Origin of the sequence: Pseudomonas sp. B6002, from assembly GCF_013385985.1 — a bacterium.
In the GTDB taxonomy this organism is placed as follows: Bacteria; Pseudomonadota; Gammaproteobacteria; order Pseudomonadales; family Pseudomonadaceae; genus Aquipseudomonas.
In genome coordinates this window covers 359,740-378,485 of sequence record NZ_JACAOY010000010.1, presented here as the reverse complement: position 1 = coordinate 378,485, position 18,746 = coordinate 359,740, and the positions used below count along the sequence as shown (strand labels likewise).

Below are 18,746 nucleotides of genomic sequence, written 5' to 3'. Positions count from 1 at the left end.
GATTCGCCATGACCGTTATTGAAACCGATCTCTCGCATTTGGCTTACCCTCCGCGGCTCGACCTTGGGCCGCAACTCACTCACGAACAGTTGATGAGCTCGATGCAGGCCACCATGGCGCGGCATAAGGGTGGGCCGGTCTGGCTATTCGCTTACGGTTCTTTGATCTGGCGCCCGGAATGCTCGTCCACCGAGCGGGTGCGGGCCCGGGTCCACGGTTATCACCGGGGCCTGTACCTGTGGTCCCAGGAGCATCGGGGTACGCCGGAGTTGCCGGGGCTGGTCTTTGGCCTGGATCGCGGCGGCTCATGCAGCGGGTTCGCCTACCGTTTGCCGGAAGACCAACTGGAAGCTTCGCTTTACGCGCTGTGGTGCCGCGAAATGCCCTATCCCTCCTACCGGCCACACTGGCTCAGTTGCCGTCTTGAAGATGGCAGCCAGGTGCAGGCATTGGGGTTTGTCCTGGAGCGGCATCTGCCGAGCTACGCCGGCAACTTGCCCGATATCGTGCTCAACCACGTGCTACAGAGCGCTTGCGGGCGTTACGGCACGACTCGCGATTATGTCGAGCAGACCGTTAACGCCCTGCGTAGCCACGCCATGCCAGATAAGAACCTGGAGGCGCGGCTCAAGCGTTGTGCCAAGGATTGCTCAGGCGGTAGCTGACCGCGCCTCGCTGACACTGTTGGTGTGCCACAGCGTCGGGATGAGGAACGCGATGGCCAACAGGCATGCGCCCACCAGCAACACAAACCCGCCGTTCCAGCCGAAATGGTCCACGGTGTAGCCCATGGCTGCACTCGCTGCCACCGAACCGCCCAGGTATCCGAACAGGCCGGTGAAGCCTGCTGCCGTACCGGCCGCTTTCTTCGGTGCCAGTTCCAGGGCCTGCAGACCGATCAGCATCACCGGGCCGTAGATCAAGAAGCCAATGGAGAACAACGCGATCATGTCGATGGTCGGGTTGCCCGGTGGGTTGAGCCAATAAACCAGGGTCGCTACGGTCACCAGGGCCATGAACACCACACCGGTCAGGCCACGGTTGCCACGGAAGATCTTGTCCGACATCCAGCCGCACAGCAGCGTGCCTGGAATACCCGCCCACTCGTAGAAGAAATACGCCCAGGACGTTTTATCCACGTCGAAGTGCTTGGCTTCCTTGAGGTAGGTCGGCGCCCAGTCCAACACGCCATAGCGCAGCAGGTAGACGAAGACGTTGGCGAAGGCGATGTACCACAGCATTTTGTTACGCAGCACGTACTTGACGAAGATTTCCTTGGCGCTGAATTCTTCTTCGTGGCTGGCGTTGTAGCCTTCCGGGTAGTCGTTCTTGTACTGCTCGATCGGCGGCAGGCCTACCGATTGCGGGGTGTCGCGCATGGTGATGAAGGCAAACGCCGCCACCAGCAACGCTACGGTGGCCGGTACATAGAATGCTGCGTGCCAGTCGTTGAACCAGGCCATGCCCAGCAGGAACAGCGGGCCGATGAGGCCGCCGCCGACGTTGTGCGCCACGTTCCATACCGACACCACGCCGCCGCGTTCTTTCTGCGACCACCAGTGCACCATGGTGCGCCCGCTTGGCGGCCAGCCCATGCCTTGGGCCCAGCCGTTGATGAACAGCAAAATGAACATCATGGTCACGCTGGACGTTGCCCAGGGTGCGAAACCGAAAATGAACATCACCCCCGCCGACACCAGCAGGCCGAAGGTCAGGAAGTAGCGTGGGTTGGAGCGGTCGGACACCAGGCCCATCAGAAACTTGGATAAGCCGTAGGCAATCGCGATGGCCGACATGGCCAGGCCCAGCTCGCCGCGGGTGTAACCCTCGTCGATCAGGTAGGGCATGGCCAGGGAGAAGTTCTTGCGCAGCAGGTAGTAGCCGGCGTAACCGAAGAAGATACCGGCGAAGATCTGCCAGCGTAGCCGTCGGTAGGTGCTGTCTATTTTTTCTTCAGGCAGGGGCGCCTGGTGTGCGGCAGGTCGAAAGAAAGCAAACATTCAAGAGCTCCAAATTTCTTGTTTTGACTGCGGATGCGAATGTTACAGTTTCGTTATCGAAAATAGCATCGCCTCTTATCTGCAAACACAGGAAATGAGAGCAATCGCATGTTCTCTTACGAACATGTCGCAAATGGATAAGTGTGGGTCGGGATGAGGTTCTTGAACGTGTTGGAGATCAAATGTGGGAGCAGGCAAGCCAGCTCCCACAGGGATTGCATTTCAGGTCCGTTAGCGGGTCTGGACGACCACTTTGCCCACCGCCCGGCGCTGCCCCAGGTCATTGATCGCCTGCGCGGCCTGTTCCAGTGGATAAACCTGCGACACCAACGGCTTGAGCTTGCCCTCGGCGTACCACGTGAACAGTTGCTGGAAGTTCGCCGCATTGTCCTGCGGCTGGCGCTGGGCGAACGAGCCCCAGAACACGCCGACCACGGATGCGCCCTTGAGCAGTGCCAGGTTCACCGGCAACTCGGGAATGCGCCCGCTGGCAAACCCCACCACCAGCAGACGGCCGTTCCAGGCGATGGCGCGCACGGCCTGGTCAAACAGGCCACCGCCCACCGGGTCGTAGATCACATCGACGCCGTTGCCATCGGTCAGGCGCTTGATTTCGTCCTTGAGGCTGGTCTCGCTATAGTTGATCAGCTCATCGGCGCCGGCCGCCTTGGCCACGGCCAGCTTGTCGGCGCTGCTGGCAGCGGCGATCACGCGGGCGCCCATGGCCTTGCCGATTTCCACGGCGGCCAGGCCCACGCCGCCCGAGGCGCCGAGCACCAACAGGGTTTCGCCGGGCTGCAGGTTGGCGCGTTGTTTCAAGGCATGCATCGAGGTGCCGTAGGTCATGCTGAACGCGGCGGCAGTGTTGAAATCCATGCTCGGCGGAATCGGCAGCACGTTATAGCCTGGTACCGCGACCTGCTCGGCGAAGCTGCCCCAGCCGGTCAGCGCCATGACCCGGTCGCCAGCCTTGAGGTGGCTGACCTTCTCACCCACTTCACTGACCACGCCGGCTGCCTCGCCACCCGGCGAAAATGGGAAGGGCGGCTTGAACTGGTACTTGCCCTCGATGATCAACGTGTCCGGGAAGTTGACCCCGGCAGCGTGCACGTCCAACAGGATTTCGTTCTTCTTGATCGCCGGGCTGGCGACCTCTTCCAGCACCAGGGTTTCGGCGGGGCCGAAGGCTTTGCAGAGCACAGCTTTCATCGGACTATTCCTTTTGGCATCGTGGCCGATAAGTGTAGGAGGGTACGCCCGTGGGTCAACGAGCATGCCCGGGCCTGATAAGCCGCCATAAGCTTGTGCTCAGCCTTGCTAGCGTTATGCTACCCGGCAACCGAATTCGAGGAATGAACTGTGAAAGCGTGGATCCTGTTGATGCTGGCCCTGACCTTGCCGATGGCAGCCCAGGCCGAAGAAGCGAAAGAAGGGGAGGCGCCGAAGGTCAGCTATATCAGCCTGACCCCGCCCTTCGTAGGCAACTACGGGCTGGACGGTACGGCCAAACTCAAAGTCTACAAGGCCGACATCGCCCTGCGTGTGACCGGGCCAGAAGCCGCCGCCGCCGTCAAAGCCAACGATGCGCTGATTCGTAACCAGTTGGTGGCGCTGTTTACCCAACAGACCAACGACACCATGAGCAGTGTCGAAGGCAAAGAGAAGCTGCGCCAGGAAGCCCTGAAGCAGACTCAACAAGTGATGAACGACGAGACCGGCAAGCCGGTGGTGGAAGACCTGTTGTTCAACAACCTGATCATCCAGTAACGCTTCACAGCAAATCGATCACCGCCGCCCATTGTTCGGCGGTCACGGGCATTACCGAAAGGCGGCTGCCTTTTTGTACCAGCGGCAGTTCGGCAAGGGCGGCTTGCTGTTTCAGGTAGCCCAGGCCGAGCACGTTGGGGAAGGTTTTGACGTGCGTCACGTTGATCGCGCTCCACGGGTTTTTCTCTGGGGTGGCCTTGGCGTCGAAGTAGTGGCTTTCCGGTTCAAGCGCGGTGGGGTCCGGGTGGGCCGCCTCGACGATTTTGCCGATGCCGGCAATGCCAGGTTCGGGGCAGCTGGAGTGATAGAAGAAAAACTCGTCGCCCACCGCCATGGCGCGCAGGAAGTTGCGCGCCTGGTAGTTGCGCACTCCGTCCCAGCGGGCTTCGCCCAGCTTTTCCAGGCCCTTGATCGAGAGTTCGTCGGGCTCGGATTTCATCAGCCAGTAGGCCATTTTGGGGCTCCTGAAAAAGGCGTTGGGCAAGTTGTCTGGCAATTTTATGACAAACCGACAGTCGGTTGGCGCCAAGGTTTGCGTGTTGGTTCACGTTACCGCAGAATGCCGGGATTTTAAGCTTGACGCAGCTGCAACGGACTACTTTGGAACGTTGTTGTCATCGTGTACGAGGTGCCTGAAGGGGGGCAATCGATGCAACGTAAACCGGATTTACTATGGATTTTGGTTATTTTGTTTGGTCTGGGCGTCGTGACCACCGGATATGCGCAAAGCTTGTGGTCGAACAAGACCGATGCACCCGTTGAACTGGCTCAGCAGAAGCCGCAACCGTTCAAGCGTTAACACGGCTTCAAGGCGTCGCTGGTTCCAGCGGCGTTCCCGCGACATACCATTGCTTATCGGTGACAGTGCCTGCCAACGGCACGTCCCAGCTTGCCTGTGCCAGGCGATCGACCTTCTGGCACTCATGGGCCAGGCCCAGCAGCGTTGGCTTGCGCCAGTGTTGGCGGCGAGCGAGGTAAGCTAGGCTGCGATCATAGAAACCGCCGCCCATGCCCAGGCGACCGCCTGCATCATCAAACCCAACCAGCGGCAGCAACACCAGGTCCAGTGCCCAGACCTGGCGTTGGTGTTTGGCATTCACCCGTGGCTCAAGAATACGGAAGCGGTTGGGCGATAACTTATCCCCAGGCCGCACGCGCTGAAACACCATCTTGGTCCGTGGCCAGGCGCTGAGCACCGGCAGGTAGGTGGCTTTGCCCCGACGTTGGGCGGCGCGCAGCAGCAGGCGTGGATCGATTTCACCGTCCGTCGGCAGGTACAAGGAAATGTGTTTGGCCCGGCGAAACAGCGGCTGCTGTGCCAGTTGCCGATACAGGCCGTGGGCGGCCTTGCGCTGCTCGCTCGGCGTGAGGGCGCGGCGGGCTTTGCGCAACATGCGTCGAAGTTGCGGACGGGAAAGCGGCGCAGGTTCGGTCATGGTTTTCCGGCTCATAAAACAATGCCAGTCCGAAGACTGGCATTGAGTTTGGGAATTCAGGCTCCCCGACAGAGCCGCTGTCGACTTAGCCCTTGAACCCGAAAGTTCAAGGTGGAAGATGCAGTAGGCTTTAAGGCTTTCCGTCTAGCGGACATGCACACCAGCCCAACGTGCAACTTCCAGGGTAGTGCGAATCGGCTCAGGGACATCGCCGACTGGCAAACACGCCAGGGAGTGGGGCGAGTATACCTTAAACAGCTTCGGCAATCAGCCCTTGGGTGCGTCTGAATCGCTGGAAAGCACCAGATCGACACGCTCCAGCAGGTCACGCACCTGCTCGCGCGTCGAGCCGCTGGCCTGCACGTCAGGCCGTTCCTGCTTGTGCAGCAGATCATGGGTGATATTCAACGCGGCCATCACGGCGATGCGGTCGGCGCCGATCACTTTGCCGCTGCTGCGGATTTCACGCATCTTGCCATCCAGGTAACGGGCGGCGCTCACCAGGTTGTTGCGCTCTTCCTGGGGGCAGATGATCGAATATTCTTTGTCGAGGATCTGCACGGTTACGCTATTGCTTGAACTCATGAGTCTTGCTCCAGGGCCTTCAGGCGCGAAATCATCGATTCGACCTTACGCCGGGCGATTTCGTTTTTTTCAATGAGGTGAGCGCGTTCCTCGCGCCAGGTCTTTTCCTGAGCTAATAGGAGTCCGTTTTGACTCTTAAGTTGCTCGACCCGATCAATTAGCAGTTCGAGTCTGGCCATCAGCGCTTGCAGGTCGGTGTCTTCCATTGGGTTCCACTGGATTTGTCTGATGAATGGCAACTTCAGGATAAACGATCTGACGCCCTCGATAGTCTTGGTACGTCTGCCGGTGCTAGGATACAGCGCTCCATTCTAGACATTGCGCCGTCTGGCGCCTAGCTCACCATGCCCATTCAGAACTCCCCGTACGACGCTTTTTCCAAACTGCTGAGCACCAGCGGCCACCCATGCTCGCCTGCCGAACTGCACGGCGTGTTGCTGGGTCGCAGCTGCACTGGTGTCGGTTTCGATGCCGACAACTGGCTGGCCGATGTGGCCGAACTGCTGGAGAAAGAACCCGAAGACAACGTGCGCAACGCGCTGATCGGCCTGCAGGAAATGGTCAAGGGCGAGCTGACCGGTGACGACGTCACCGTGGTTCTGCTGCTGCCGACCGACGACGCGCCGCTCACCGAACGTGCCGCCGCCCTGGGCCAATGGTGCCAAGGTTTCCTTCATGGCTTCGGCGTGAACGCCGGCGGCCTGGAGTTGAGCACCGATGCACAGGAAGTGTTGCAGGATTTGGCAGCCATCTCTCAGGTGCAAGATGCACTGGAAGAATCCGAAGACGGCGAAAGCGACTATATGGAAGTGATGGAATACCTGCGCGTCGCGCCGCTGTTGCTGTTCACCGAGACCAAAAAGTCCGCTGAGCCGGCTGCGCCCAAGCCGTCGCTTCACTAAGAAAGGAAGCCCATCTGCCCATGATTCATATCCCCAGAGCGGAATACACCCGGCGCCGCAAGGCGCTCATGGCGCAGATGGAACCCAACAGCATCGCGATCCTGCCCGCCGCCGCCGTGGCGATCCGTAACCGTGATGTCGAGCACGTGTACCGCCAGGACAGCGACTTCCAGTACCTCAGTGGTTTCCCTGAGCCGGAAGCGGTGATCGTGCTGATGCCCGGTCGCCAGCATGGCGAGTACGTGCTGTTCTGCCGCGAACGCAATGCCGAACGCGAACTGTGGGACGGCCTGCGTGCCGGGACCGAAGGCGCGATCCGTGACTTTGGCGCCGACGACGCATTCCCCATTACCGACATCGACGACATCCTGCCCGGCCTGATCGAAGGCCGCGATCGGGTGTATTCGGCCATGGGCAGCAACGCCGAGTTCGATCGCCACCTGATGGAGTGGATCAACGTGATCCGCTCTAAAGCGCACCTGGGCGCCCAGCCGCCGAACGAGTTTGTTGCCCTGGATCATCTGCTGCACGACATGCGCCTGTATAAATCGGCGGCAGAAGTGAAGGTGATGCGCGAAGCGGCGCGAATCTCCTGCGCGGCGCATGTGCGGGCCATGCAGGCCAGCCGCGCCGGTTTGCATGAGTTCAGCCTGGAAGCCGAGCTGGATTACGAGTTCCGCAAGGGCGGCGCGAAAATGCCGGCCTATGGCTCCATCGTTGCCGCCGGGCGCAACAGCTGCATCCTGCATTACCAGCAGAATGATGCAGTGCTCAAGGATGGCGACCTGGTGCTGATCGATGCCGGTTGCGAGATCGACTGCTACGCCAGTGACATCACCCGCACCTGGCCGGTCAATGGCAAGTTCTCGCCGGAACAGAAGGCAATCTACGAGATTGTGCTGGCCTCCCAGGAAGCCGCGTTTGCCGAGATCGCCCCGGACAAGCATTGGAATCAGGCGCATGAAGCGACCGTCCAGGTGATCACGGCCGGGCTGGTAAAGCTGGGCTTGTTGCAGGGCGACGTTGACGAGTTGATCGCCAGCGAAGCCTACAAGGCTTTCTATATGCACCGCGCCGGCCATTGGCTGGGCATGGATGTGCATGATGTGGGCGAGTACAAGGTGGGCGGTGAGTGGCGTGTGCTGGAAGTGGGCATGGCGTTGACCGTGGAGCCGGGGATCTACATTTCGCCGGACAACCAGAACGTGGCAAAGAAATGGCGTGGCATTGGCGTACGCATCGAGGACGACGTGGTAGTGACCAAGCAAGGCTGTGAAATTCTGACCGGTGGCGTGCCCAAGGCCGTTGCCGAGATCGAAGCGCTGATGGCAGCCGCCCGATGAGCAGGGTCAACCTCGCCATCATCGGCGGCGGCCTGGTGGGTGCCAGCCTGGCGCTGGCGTTGCAGGCCGGGGCCAAGGCACGAGGCTGGAAGATCGTACTGATCGAACCCTTCGCACCCGGTGACAGTTATCAGCCGAGCTACGACGCACGGTCCTCGGCACTGTCATTTGGCGCCCGTCAGATTTACCAACGCCTGGGCCTGTGGCAGGAAATTTCCCGGCGTGCCGAGCCGATCAAGCAGATTCACGTGTCGGACCGTGGGCGCTTCTCCACCGCACGGTTGACCGCGCAAGAGGAGGGCGTGCCGGCCCTGGGTTACGTCGTGGAAAACGCCTGGCTGGGTCAATGCCTGTGGCAAGGCCTGGACAAGGACGTGGTCAGCTGGCGTTGCCCGGCCGAAGTCACCCGCATGGAGCCATTGCCTGATGGCTACCGCCTGACCCTCAACGATGAAACCGTGCTGGAATGCGACCTGGCGGTACTCGCCGATGGCGGCCGTTCCGGCCTGCGCGAGCAACTGGGCATTGGCGTGAAGACCCGCCCGTACAACCAGAGCGCACTGATCGCCAACATCACCCCAAGCGAACCCCATAACGGCGAAGCCTTCGAGCGCTTCACCGATGAAGGCCCGATGGCCCTGCTGCCGCTGCCGGACAACCGTTGCGCGCTGGTCTGGACGCGCATCGGCATGGACGCCCAGCGCCTGGCCAACCTCGACGAGCGAGCCTTCCTCAGCGAACTGCAGGGCGTATTCGGCTACCGCCTGGGCACCTTGAAGCAAGTCGGTGCCCGCCACCTGTACCCGTTGACCCTGGTCGAGGCCGAAGAACAAGTACGCTCGCACCTGGCCATCCTCGGCAACGCTGCCCACAGCCTGCACCCGATTGCCGGGCAGGGCTTCAACCTGTCTCTGCGTGACGCGAATGCCCTGGCCGAGGCCTTGTTGGCCGGGCCTGCGGTGCCGGGCGACCTGGCGACCTTGCAGGGCTACCTTGAGCGCCAACGCCTGGACCAGAAGATGACCGTGGGTTTTTCCGACCAGGTCACGCGCCTGTTCGGCAGCGCGCAACCGCTGGTGGCGTTGGGCCGTAACCTCGGCCTGCTGGGGTTGGACTTGCTGCCACCGGCCAAACGCTGGTTCGCCCGTCAGGCCATGGGCCTGGGCACGCGTCCCGATGCGTAAGTGGCTGACCGAGCGCCTGGGCAAGGCGCGGCTGTTGCGCTGGATTATGACCCTGTATCCGCCCTACTTGGGCGCGGGGGTCAGCGTACGGTACATGAGCGCCGATTTTCGTCACGTCAAAGTGCGGATGGGCCTGGGTTGGTACAACCGTAACTATGTAGGCACGCAATTTGGCGGCAGCCTGTATTCGATGGTCGACCCGTTCTACATGCTGATGCTGATGGAGAACCTGGGTCGCGATTACATCGTCTGGGACAAGGCCGCGAGCATCGATTTCGTTTCGCCGGGCAAAGGCCCGGTGTACGCCGAGTTTTCCATCGACGACGCGTTGCTCGATGAGATTCGCCGGCAGACCGAAGGTGGCGAGAAGTACTTGCCTCACCTCAAGGTTCAGATTCATGACGGCTCCGGCACCCTGGTGGCGCGAGTCGACAAAACCCTTTACGTGCGGCGCAAGCCGCCAGCGAGACAGGCTTAAAGCATGGACATGCGCGCAGATGTGCTGATTGTCGGGGCCGGAATGGTCGGAAGCGCCCTGGCGCTGGCGTTGCAGGGCAGTGGCCTGCAGGTGCTGCTGCTCGACGGCAGCCCGCTGAGCGTCAAGCCATTCGACCGCGAGGCCGCCTTCGAACCCCGTGTGAGCGCCTTGTCGGCCGCCAGCCAGCGTATTCTGGAGCGTCTGGGCGTGTGGGACGGCATCGTCTCGCGCCGCGCCAGCCCTTACGGCGAGATGCAGGTGTGGGACGGCAGCGGCACCGGGCAGATCCACTTTTCGGCCGCCAGCGTGCATGCCGAGGTGCTCGGGCATATCGTCGAGAACCGTGTGGTGCAAGACGCCTTGCTCGACCGCCTGCACGACTGTGATCTGGGCCTGCTGGCCAACGCACGTCTGGAGCAGATGCGCCGCTCCGGCGATGACTGGCTGCTGACCCTGGCCGACGGCCGCACCTTGCGTGCACCCCTGGTGGTGGCCGCCGATGGCGCCAACTCCGCCGTGCGCCGCCTGACCGGCACCGCGACCCGCGAGTGGGATTACCTGCACAACGCCATCGTCACCAGCGTGCGCAGCAGCCAGCCGCACCAGCGCACGGCCTGGCAACGCTTTACCGACACCGGCCCACTGGCGTTTTTGCCGTTGGTGCGCGATGGGCAGGAAGATTGGTGCTCGATCGTCTGGTCCACCACGCCGGCTGAGTCCGAGCGCTTGATGGCGCTGGATGATGAAAGCTTTTGCCATGAGCTGGAGCGTGCCTTTGAAGGGCGGCTGGGGACTGTGATCAGTGCAGACCCGCGCGTTTGCGTGCCCCTGCGCCAACGTCATGCCAAACGCTACGTGGCCGAAGGCCTGGCGTTGATCGGCGACGCGGCCCACGTGATCCATCCATTGGCCGGGCAGGGCGTGAACCTGGGCTTTCTCGATGCGGCGACCTTGGCTGAGGTGCTGCTCTCGGCGACTGAACGCGGCGAGCGCCTGGCGGATGTGAAAGTGCTGAGCCGCTACGAACGCCGGCGCATGCCGCACAACCTGGCGTTAATGGCGGCGATGGAAGGTTTCGAGCGACTGTTCCAGGCCGACCAACTGCCATTGCGCTGGTTGCGCAACGCCGGCTTGAAGATGGTCGACCAGATGCCCGAAGCCAAGGCCGTCTTCGTACGCCAAGCCCTCGGCCTGACCGGCGACCTCCCCGACCTCGCCAAACCCTGACCTCGAAACACAACCCCTGTAGGAGCCGGCTTGCCGGCGATGAGGCCCTCAGCCCCACCGCAAAAAGCCGGCTACGCAACATCTGGTAACGCCTCCACCAAGCGCCACCAAATGTGAGTCCTTATCATTTGCCCTCTTTTTGCAAATGAGAGACCGCACCCATGTTGGCACCCAAGCGCCTCCTGACTGCCCTGGCACTCACCCTGATCGGCAGCACCACCGTGCAGGCCGCCGACGAAGTGGTGGTCTACTCCTCGCGCATCGACGAACTGATCAAACCGGTGTTCGACGCCTACACCAAGAAGACCGGCGTACAGGTGAAGTTCATCACCGACAAGGAAGCCCCGCTGATGCAGCGCATCAAGGCCGAGGGCGAAAACGCCACCGCCGACCTGCTGCTCACCGTGGACGCCGGCAACCTGTGGCAGGCCGAGCAGATGGGCATCCTGCAACCGTTCACCTCTGAGGTGATCGACAAGAACATCCCCCTGCAATATCGCTCGTCCAAACACACCTGGACCGGCTTGAGCTTGCGCGCGCGAACCATTGCCTATTCCACCGACCGGGTAAAACCGGGTGATCTCACCACCTACGAAGCCCTGGCCGACAAGCAGTGGGAAGGCCGTCTGTGCCTGCGCACGGCGAAAAAGGTCTACAACCAGTCGCTGACGGCGACCCTGATTGAAACCCATGGCGCGGAGAAGACTGAAGAGATCGTCAAGGGCTGGGTTAATAACCTGTCCACCGACGTGTTCTCCGATGACATTGCGGTGCTCGAGGCCATCAACGCCGGGCAATGCGACGTGGGCATCGTCAACACCTACTACTACGGCCGCCTGCACAAGCAGAATCCGAACCTGGCGGTGAAGCTGTTCTGGCCGAACCAGGGCGACCGTGGCGTGCACGTGAACCTGTCGGGCATCGGCCTGACCAAGCACGCGCCACACCCGGAAGCTGCCAAGGCGTTGGTGGAGTGGATGACCACGGCTGAAGCCCAGAAGATCTTTGCCGATGTGAACCAGGAGTTCCCGGCCAACCCGGCCGTGCCGCCGTCTGCCGAAGTGGCGACCTGGGGCAAGTTCGTGGCAGACACCCTGCCGGTGGAAGTGGCGGGCAAGCGCCAGGCTGAGGCTATCCGCTTGATGGATCGCGCCGGCTGGAACTGATGCACATTTAGAAAACACAGCAGTTCATATGTGGGAGCAGTTTGTGTGGGAGCTGGCTTGCCTGCGATAGGATCACCTCGGTATGACTGATGTACTGAGGTGTCTGTATCGCAGGCAAGCCAGCTCCCACACAAGCCAGCTCCCACATTGGTTAGCGGCGACTTTAAATTCTTCATAATTCTGAGAGCTTTTCCTTGGCCCACCCCGCCCAACGCCGCTGGTACCTGCCGGTCTTCACCGTCGCCGCCCTGGTGCTGCTGCCGCTGAGCGTGCTGTTGCTGTCCTGGCAAAGCATCGACCCACAGATATGGTCCCACCTCTGGGACACCCAGATGCCGCGCCTGCTGGACAACACCCTGACGTTGGTGCTTGGCGTCGGCGTCGGCGTGACCCTCCTCGGCGTCAGCCTGGCCTGGCTTACCAGCCTCTGCGAATTCCCCGGTCGGCGCTGGCTCGATTGGGCATTGATGCTGCCGTTCGCCATCCCGGCCTATGTGCTGGCGTTTGTCTTCGTCGGCCTGCTGGACTTTGCCGGCCCTGTGCAAACCCTGTTGCGCGAATGGTTCGGCACCGGTCTGCGCCTGCCACGGGTGCGATCCACCAGCGGCGTGATCATCGTGCTGGTGCTGGTGTTCTACCCCTACGTCTACCTGCTGGCGCGCACGGCGTTCCTGGCCCAGGGCAAAGGCTTGATGGAAGCGGCACGGGTGCTTGGGCAATCGCCGTGGCGAGCGTTCTGGCACGTGGCCCTACCCATGGCACGGCCCGCCATCGGAGCCGGCGTGGCCTTGGCCTTGATGGAGACCCTGGCGGATTTCGGCGCGGTTTCGGTGTTCAACTTCGATACGTTCACCACGGCCATCTACAAGACCTGGTACGGCTTTTTCAGCCTGTCGAGTGCGGCACAGTTGGCCAGCCTGTTGCTGCTGGTGGTGATGCTGGTGCTCTATGGCGAACGCCGTGCCCGAGGGGCCAGCCGGCCGAGCAATGAGCGGCCACGGGGCAAGGCGTTGTATCACCTGCACGGGTTCAAGGCTGCTGCGGCGAGCACCTGGTGCGGCCTGGTATTCGCCTGTGCCTTTGTCATTCCGATGGTACAACTGGTGGCCTGGTTCTGGCAGCGCGGCCGGTTCGACCTGGATGAACGCTATTCGGGCCTGATCCTTCACACCCTGTACCTGGGCGGGATTGCCGCGCTGATCACGGTCAGCGTGGCGTTGATACTGGCCTTTGCCAACCGCCTGGCACCGACCCGGGCGATACGCTCCGGCATCAGCCTGGCCAACGTCGGTTATGCCTTGCCGGGCTCGGTGCTGGCCGTGTCTATCATGCTGGCGTTCAGTTACCTGGACCGTGAGCTGGTGGTGCCGCTGTCCGGTTGGCTCGGTGGTGCAGGCAAGCCGCTGTTGCTGGGCAGCCTGTCCGCGCTGGTACTGGCGTATCTAGTGCGCTTCCTGGCGGTGGCCTATGGGCCGCTGGAAAACAGCCTGGCGCGCATCCGGCCGTCATTACCGGAAGCCGCGCGCAGCCTTGGCGTGAGTGGGCCACGACTGTTTTGCAAAGTGTATCTGCCGTTATTGCTGCCGGGGACCCTGAGCGCCGCGTTGCTGGTGTTCGTGGACGTACTCAAGGAAATGCCCGCTACCTTGCTGATGCGCCCGTTTGGCTGGGACACCCTGGCGGTTCGCATCTTTGAAATGACCAGCGAAGGCGAGTGGGCGAGGGCCTCACTACCGGCGCTGACGCTGGTGCTGGTGGGCCTGTTGCCGGTGATCGGGCTGATCCGTCGCTCCGCACGGCAAATCGGTTAGGTGCCAGTCCTACGGCTTGCGGCTACAATGCGCGGCATTCGGTGCGGTCCGTCTTTCGGATCGGGTCGCTGTGTGTGGCTGCAGGCCTTGTAATCAGAAGTGTCCAGCGCAAACGGCAACCCTGCGCACCTTCGCCAAGCCCGGAAGGAGAAACCCATGGGACAGCGTACGCCTTTGTATGACCTGCATCTCGCCCTCGGCGCGAAAATGGTCGATTTTGGCGGTTGGGATATGCCTCTGCACTACGGCTCGCAAGTTGAAGAACACCATCAGGTGCGACGCGACTGCGGGGTGTTCGATGTATCTCATATGACCGTGATCGATGTCACAGGCCCCCAGGCCAAGGAATGGCTCCAGCACTTGCTGGCCAATGATGTGGATCGTTTGCATGGCTGCGGCCGTGCGCTCTACAGCGCCATGCTCAACGAGCAGGGCGGCGTGGTGGACGACATGATCGTCTACCGAACCGACGACGGTTACCGGCTGGTGGTCAACGCGGCCACCCGCGACCAGGACATGGCCTGGATGCAGGCGCAACTGGGCAGCTATCAGGTGCAACTGCACGAGCGGCCCGAATTGGCCATGCTCGCCATTCAAGGCCCTCACGCCCGGCAGAAGATTGCCGAGCTGGTCACCCAATCGCGCAGCACCCTGATCCACCAGCTCAAGCCTTTCGAAGGCCAGGCCGACGGCGACTGGTTTATTGCCCGTACGGGCTACACCGGCGAAGACGGCCTGGAAATCGTACTGCCCGCCGATCAGGCCCCTGGTTTTTTCAACGACCTGGTGGGTGCTGGCATTTCACCCATTGGTCTTGGGGCGCGCGATACACTGCGCCTGGAAGCCGGCATGAACCTGTACGGCCAGGACATTCACCAGGATGTTTCACCGCTGGCGGCGAATATGGCCTGGAGCATCGCCTGGGAACCCGTCGAGCGAGACTTCATCGGCCGTGCCGCGCTGGAAGCGGAAAAAGCGGCCGGGGTACAGTTCAAACTGGTAGGGCTGGTACTGGAAGAACGTGGCGTTCTACGTGCCCACCAAGTGGTTCGCATCGCCAATGTTGGCGAAGGGGAGATCACCAGTGGTAGTTTCTCTCCTACGCTGAGCAAATCCATTGCCCTGGCGCGCGTACCGACGGCAACTGCCGATCGGGCCGAAGTGGAAATCCGCGGCAAGTGGTACCCGGTTCGAGTGGTCAAACCGACCTTCGTGCGCCATGGCAAAACCTTGATCTAACCTATTTCCGGCAGGCCAAAGGCCGCTGACATTTCTTCTTGAGGACACAGACTATGAGCGATATCCCTGCCGACCTGCGTTTTGCCGAAAGTCACGAATGGGCCCGTCTGGAAGCTGACGGAACAGTGACCGTCGGTATCTCCGACCATGCCCAGGAAGCGTTGGGTGACGTGGTGTTTGTTGAATTGGCCGAAGTCGGCGCTCAGTTTGAGGCTGAAGGCCAGGCGGGTGTGGTTGAGTCGGTAAAGGCTGCTTCGGATATCTACGCACCAATTGCTGGCGAAGTAATTGCTGTCAACGAAGAGCTTAGCGGTAGCCCTGAGCTGTTGAACTCCGACCCTTACGGTGCGTGGATCTTCAAGCTCAAGCCGAGCAACCCGGCTGACCTGGAAAAACTGCTGGATGCAGCCGGCTACAAAGCCGCCATCGGCGAGTAACACCGCAATCTACTGTAGGAGCCGGCTTGCCGGCGATGGCGGCCTCAAGTTCGCTGCAATGCTTGAGGGCCTCATCGTCGGCAAGCCGGCTCCTACAGGGTCAGTGTTTCAATACCGCTTTTACGGCCGCCACCGACCGCTCCACATCAGCCTCTGTCATCGCCGTAAACATCGGCAACGACACGATCAAACGCCCCACCTTCTCCGCGACCGGGAACATGCCTTCCTTGAACCCCTGTGCCCGATAAAGGCTCAGCAGGTGGATCGGCGGGTAGTGGTAGCCAATACCCACGCCGTGAGCTTGCATCTGCTCCATGAAGGTGGCGCGGGCAGGCAGGCCATCCTGACGTTCCGGCAGTACCAGTTGGAACAGGTGCCAGTTGCTGTTTTCGAAATCTGCGGGCGGCAGTTGCGCGCCGTATTGCTCTTCGAAGTCACTGCCGAAGCATTTGAAGTAGTGTCGCGCCAGGTTCTGGCGGTGAGCGGTGATCTTTTCGATATGAGCGAACTGACCCAGGCCAATGGCGGCGGCGATGTCGGTCATGTTGAACTTGCCGCCCAGCACGTCCACGTCCAAGCCATCGAAGCCGGTGCGGGTAACGCCCTGCAGGCGATATTTTTCGGCCAGACGGGCTTCTTCGGCGTTATTCAACACCAGGCAGCCACCTTCCGACGAGGTGATGTTCTTGTTGGCCTGGAAGCTGAACGACACGAAGTCACCGGTCGCGCCAATGCGCTCGCCATCCCAACTGGAACCCAGGGCTTGGGCGGCGTCTTCGACGATGCGCAGGTTGTACTTGTTGGCCAGGGCGTAAAGCATCGGCATGTCCAGCGGCAGGCCCGCCAGGTACACCGGAATGATTGCCTTGGTGCGCGGGGTGATGGCTGCCTCGACCTGGGCCAGGTCGATATTGCGGGTGACAGGGTCGATATCGGCAAACACGGGGGTGGCGCCCACTTCCAGAATCACGTTGGCCGTGGCAACCCAGGAAATCGGTGTGGTGATCACTTCATCGCCAGGGCCGATGCCCGCAATGCGCAGGGCAATTTCCATGGTGCAGGTGCCTGAGTTGAACGTGCGCACCGGGCGCCCACCAAAGTATTCCGACAACTGTGCCTCGAAGGCCTGCACTTTGGGACCGCTGGTGATCCAGCCTGAGCGCAATACATCGCCGACCGCCGAGATGGTGGCTTCATCAATGGTAGGTTTGGAAAACGGCAGAAAGGGCAGTTGGCTCATAACGACGAAGGCATCCGTTTCAGATTGGCAATGAGTGAGGGACGTATCAGTACCGGCATGGTTACACGGCTCGACTGAATATAGCCTGTCGCCCGTGAACGAATCGTCATGTTACGGACAAAAAAATGCCGCTTGAATAAGCGGCATTTTTTATGGGGCGTTTGTTACTCGGCCACAGCATTTTTCGCGAGGATGGCGTTAGCCAATTCCATATCCGTGGCTTGCAGGCCCGGATTGTCAGCGCGAACCTTCTGCATGGCTGCTTCCAGGTACGGGCCACGAATGCCGCCGTCGCTGGCAACGAAGCTGCCGGCGTCGTCCTGGGCGGCGACTACCAGCTTGTGGTCCTTGAAGGTCAGGTACGTCGAGCCGGTGGTGGCGCCCGACGAGATGACATTGCGCCAGAAGCTGTCGGCCATGGCTGAACCGACAGGGAGGGAAAGCACAGCGAGGGTTGCGACAGCATATTTAAGACGCATGATGGGTGACTCCGGGTGGGTTATCTGTACTTTATGATTGTAGTAAGCGCAGCCGAGTTCCATCACTGACTAAACAGTTTCAACTGTTAAAACCACGCCATTCTGACCAATCACCCGTACTTGAGCGCCTACAGGGCTGTCCGGACCGGTTGCCATCCACACTCCATCACCGACTTTTATCTTGCCTCGGCCATCGACGATCGCCTGGTGCACCACGAAGACACGCCCCACCAGCTCCGAACCGCGTTCGTTCAGCCCCGGCTGGTCGCTGGCCTTTGCGCTGCTGCGTTGGCGTTTCCACCAATACACTGCTGTCAATATCGACAGCACCGCAAACAACAGCAGTTGCCACTCCAGCCCAAGCGGTGGCACCAGAAACTTGATGACACCCACGGCGGCGGCGGCAATGCCCATCCATAGCAGGTAACCGCCGGCGCCGAATACCTCAAGGATCAGCAGCACCGTGCCCAGTGCCAGCCAGTCCCAGAACGACAGGTGCTGCAGGAATTCCCACATGGCTTCAGCCTTTCTTGCTGTCGAAGGTGGCCTTGACGATCTCGCCGATGCCACCCACGGCGCCAATCACCTGGCTGGCGTCCAGCGGCATCAGGATGACCTTGCTGTTGTTGGCTGACGCCAGCTTGCCCAGGGCGTCGATGTATTTCTGCGCCACGAAGTAGTTGACCGCCTGCACGTTGCCCGACGCGATGGCTTCCGACACGACCTGCGTCGCGCGAGCTTCCGCTTCGGCCTGGCGTTCACGGGCTTCGGACTCAAGGAAAGCCGCCTGTCGGCTACCTTCGGCCTCAAGGATCTGTGCCTGCTTCTTACCTTCGGCGGTCAGGATCGCCGAGGCGCGCAGGCCTTCGGCTTCCAGAATCTGCGCACGCTTGATCCGTTCGGCTTTCATCTGACCGGACATGGCGGCCATCAAGTCGGCGGGCGGGCTGATGTCCTTGATCTCGATACGGGTGATCTTGATGCCCCACGGCGCGGTGGCTTCGTCCACGGTTTTCAGCAGTTTTTCGTTGATGCCGTCGCGCTGGCTGAGCATGGCGTCCAGCTCCATGGAGCCCAATACGGTACGGATGTTGGTTTGCAGCAGGTTGCGGATGGCATGTTCGAGGTTATTGACCTCGTAGGCGGCCTGGGCGGTGTTGACCACCTGGAAGAAACACACGGCATCGATCTGCACGGTGGCGTTGTCGGCAGTGATGACTTCCTGGGGCGGAATATCCAGCACGCTCTCCATCACATTGATCTTGCGACCGATGCGGTCCATGACCGGGATGATGATGTTGAGGCCGGGCTTGAGGGTGTTGGTGTAGCGGCCGAAACGTTCGACGGTCCACTGGTAGCCCTGGGGCACCACCTTGAAGCCCATGAACAGGATGGCCACGGCCAGGCCCACGAAAAGAAGCAGTACGGTTCCGATCTGCATAACGATTCCCT

General features: G+C 61.2%; 22 protein-coding genes and 1 other RNA gene. 12 read left to right on the top strand and 11 right to left on the bottom strand.

The genetic code is table 11. The features are described 5' to 3' along the window. Positions 1–8 precede the first annotated feature (8 nt). Positions 9–665 carry a gamma-glutamylcyclotransferase gene (locus HX792_RS15300; protein ID WP_176996868.1) on the top strand — a complete coding sequence of 219 codons (657 nt, stop codon included), beginning with the start codon at positions 9–11 and terminating at the stop codon, positions 663–665. Here HX792_RS15300 and glpT read toward each other — a convergent pair. Beyond that, positions 651–2,000: a glycerol-3-phosphate transporter gene (glpT, locus tag HX792_RS15295; RefSeq protein ID WP_176996867.1), complete on the bottom strand. Its 1,350-nt coding sequence runs from the start codon at positions 1,998–2,000 to the stop codon at positions 651–653. The genes HX792_RS15300 and glpT overlap by 15 nt on opposite strands. Positions 2,001–2,231: 231 nt before the next feature. After that, complete coding sequence (locus tag HX792_RS15290; protein ID WP_176996866.1) at positions 2,232–3,209, bottom strand: NADPH:quinone oxidoreductase family protein; 978 nt, start codon at positions 3,207–3,209, stop codon at positions 2,232–2,234. Positions 3,210–3,359: 150 nt separating this feature from the next. Between HX792_RS15290 and HX792_RS15285 the strand changes: the two genes are divergently transcribed. After that, positions 3,360–3,767: a flagellar basal body-associated protein FliL gene (locus tag HX792_RS15285; protein ID WP_176996865.1), complete on the top strand. Its 408-nt coding sequence runs from the start codon at positions 3,360–3,362 to the stop codon at positions 3,765–3,767. Between the two features lie 4 nt (positions 3,768–3,771). On the opposite strand, the gene HX792_RS15280 is transcribed toward HX792_RS15285, so the two are convergent. Further along, a complete protein-coding gene (locus tag HX792_RS15280) occupies positions 3,772–4,221 on the bottom strand; it encodes an EVE domain-containing protein (protein WP_176996864.1) in 450 nt (149 codons plus the stop codon). A gap of 195 nt (positions 4,222–4,416) precedes the next feature. On the opposite strand from HX792_RS15280, the gene HX792_RS15275 reads away from it, so the two are divergent. Next, the gene (locus HX792_RS15275) at positions 4,417–4,566 is read left to right on the top strand and encodes a hypothetical protein (protein ID WP_176996863.1); all 150 of its coding nucleotides are present in this window, start codon (positions 4,417–4,419) and stop codon (positions 4,564–4,566) included. Positions 4,567–4,573: 7 nt separating this feature from the next. Here the strand turns inward: HX792_RS15275 and HX792_RS15270 are convergent, their stop codons facing one another. The 4 genes from HX792_RS15270 to HX792_RS15255 form a co-directional block, all read right to left on the bottom strand. Beyond that, on the bottom strand, positions 4,574–5,203 hold the full coding sequence (locus HX792_RS15270) for a 5-formyltetrahydrofolate cyclo-ligase (protein WP_176996906.1): 630 nt from the start codon (positions 5,201–5,203) through the stop codon (positions 4,574–4,576). Positions 5,204–5,261: 58 nt separating this feature from the next. Continuing rightward, positions 5,262–5,440: non-coding RNA, 6S RNA (gene ssrS / locus HX792_RS15265), on the bottom strand. A gap of 30 nt (positions 5,441–5,470) precedes the next feature. Continuing rightward, positions 5,471–5,788: a cell division protein ZapA gene (locus HX792_RS15260; protein WP_003176812.1), complete on the bottom strand. Its 318-nt coding sequence runs from the start codon at positions 5,786–5,788 to the stop codon at positions 5,471–5,473. Continuing rightward, the gene (locus HX792_RS15255) at positions 5,785–5,994 is read right to left on the bottom strand and encodes a TIGR02449 family protein (RefSeq protein ID WP_003177365.1); all 210 of its coding nucleotides are present in this window, start codon (positions 5,992–5,994) and stop codon (positions 5,785–5,787) included. The genes HX792_RS15260 and HX792_RS15255 overlap by 4 nt, the downstream gene beginning before the upstream one ends. 138 nt (positions 5,995–6,132) lie before the next feature. On the opposite strand from HX792_RS15255, the gene HX792_RS15250 reads away from it, so the two are divergent. The 9 genes from HX792_RS15250 (at position 6,133) to gcvH (ending at position 15,575) form a co-directional block, all read left to right on the top strand. After that, positions 6,133–6,690 carry a YecA family protein gene (locus HX792_RS15250; RefSeq protein WP_176996862.1) on the top strand — a complete coding sequence of 186 codons (558 nt, stop codon included), beginning with the start codon at positions 6,133–6,135 and terminating at the stop codon, positions 6,688–6,690. Between the two features lie 20 nt (positions 6,691–6,710). After that, positions 6,711–8,033 (top strand): Xaa-Pro aminopeptidase, encoded by a 1,323-nt coding sequence (gene pepP / locus HX792_RS15245; RefSeq protein WP_176996861.1) that lies wholly within the window; start codon positions 6,711–6,713, stop codon positions 8,031–8,033. After that, a complete protein-coding gene (gene ubiH / locus HX792_RS15240; protein ID WP_176996860.1) occupies positions 8,030–9,217 on the top strand; it encodes a 2-octaprenyl-6-methoxyphenyl hydroxylase in 1,188 nt (395 codons plus the stop codon). The genes pepP and ubiH overlap by 4 nt, the downstream gene beginning before the upstream one ends. Further along, complete coding sequence (locus HX792_RS15235; protein ID WP_176996859.1) at positions 9,210–9,695, top strand: DUF4442 domain-containing protein; 486 nt, start codon at positions 9,210–9,212, stop codon at positions 9,693–9,695. Before ubiH ends, HX792_RS15235 begins: the two co-directional genes overlap by 8 nt. Before the next feature lie 9 nt (positions 9,696–9,704). Then, the gene (locus HX792_RS15230; RefSeq protein WP_176996905.1) at positions 9,705–10,922 is read left to right on the top strand and encodes a 2-octaprenyl-3-methyl-6-methoxy-1,4-benzoquinol hydroxylase; all 1,218 of its coding nucleotides are present in this window, start codon (positions 9,705–9,707) and stop codon (positions 10,920–10,922) included. Positions 10,923–11,083: 161 nt separating this feature from the next. Next, entirely contained in the window at positions 11,084–12,088 is a 1,005-nt protein-coding gene (locus HX792_RS15225; RefSeq protein WP_176996858.1) for an extracellular solute-binding protein, read from the top strand. A 194-nt stretch (positions 12,089–12,282) separates the two neighbouring features. Beyond that, a complete protein-coding gene (locus HX792_RS15220) occupies positions 12,283–13,899 on the top strand; it encodes an iron ABC transporter permease (protein WP_176996857.1) in 1,617 nt (538 codons plus the stop codon). Positions 13,900–14,055: 156 nt separating this feature from the next. Next, positions 14,056–15,138, top strand: coding sequence for a glycine cleavage system aminomethyltransferase GcvT (gene gcvT, locus HX792_RS15215; protein WP_176996856.1), 1,083 nt, complete (start codon positions 14,056–14,058; stop codon positions 15,136–15,138). A 53-nt stretch (positions 15,139–15,191) separates the two neighbouring features. Further along, positions 15,192–15,575 (top strand): glycine cleavage system protein GcvH, encoded by a 384-nt coding sequence (gene gcvH / locus HX792_RS15210; protein ID WP_176996855.1) that lies wholly within the window; start codon positions 15,192–15,194, stop codon positions 15,573–15,575. A 100-nt stretch (positions 15,576–15,675) separates the two neighbouring features. On the opposite strand, the gene HX792_RS15205 is transcribed toward gcvH, so the two are convergent. The 4 genes from HX792_RS15205 to HX792_RS15190 all read right to left on the bottom strand — a co-directional run bounded on the left by HX792_RS15205 (position 15,676) and on the right by HX792_RS15190 (position 18,735). Then, positions 15,676–16,815, bottom strand: a complete 1,140-nt coding sequence (locus HX792_RS15205; protein WP_176996854.1) for a DegT/DnrJ/EryC1/StrS aminotransferase family protein — start codon at positions 16,813–16,815, stop codon at positions 15,676–15,678. A gap of 164 nt (positions 16,816–16,979) precedes the next feature. Further along, positions 16,980–17,294 (bottom strand): DUF2388 domain-containing protein, encoded by a 315-nt coding sequence (locus HX792_RS15200; RefSeq protein WP_021492636.1) that lies wholly within the window; start codon positions 17,292–17,294, stop codon positions 16,980–16,982. A 69-nt stretch (positions 17,295–17,363) separates the two neighbouring features. Next, positions 17,364–17,810 carry an NfeD family protein gene (locus HX792_RS15195; RefSeq protein ID WP_176996853.1) on the bottom strand — a complete coding sequence of 149 codons (447 nt, stop codon included), beginning with the start codon at positions 17,808–17,810 and terminating at the stop codon, positions 17,364–17,366. Between the two features lie 4 nt (positions 17,811–17,814). Further along, positions 17,815–18,735: an SPFH domain-containing protein gene (locus tag HX792_RS15190; protein WP_176996852.1), complete on the bottom strand. Its 921-nt coding sequence runs from the start codon at positions 18,733–18,735 to the stop codon at positions 17,815–17,817. Positions 18,736–18,746 lie beyond the last annotated feature (11 nt).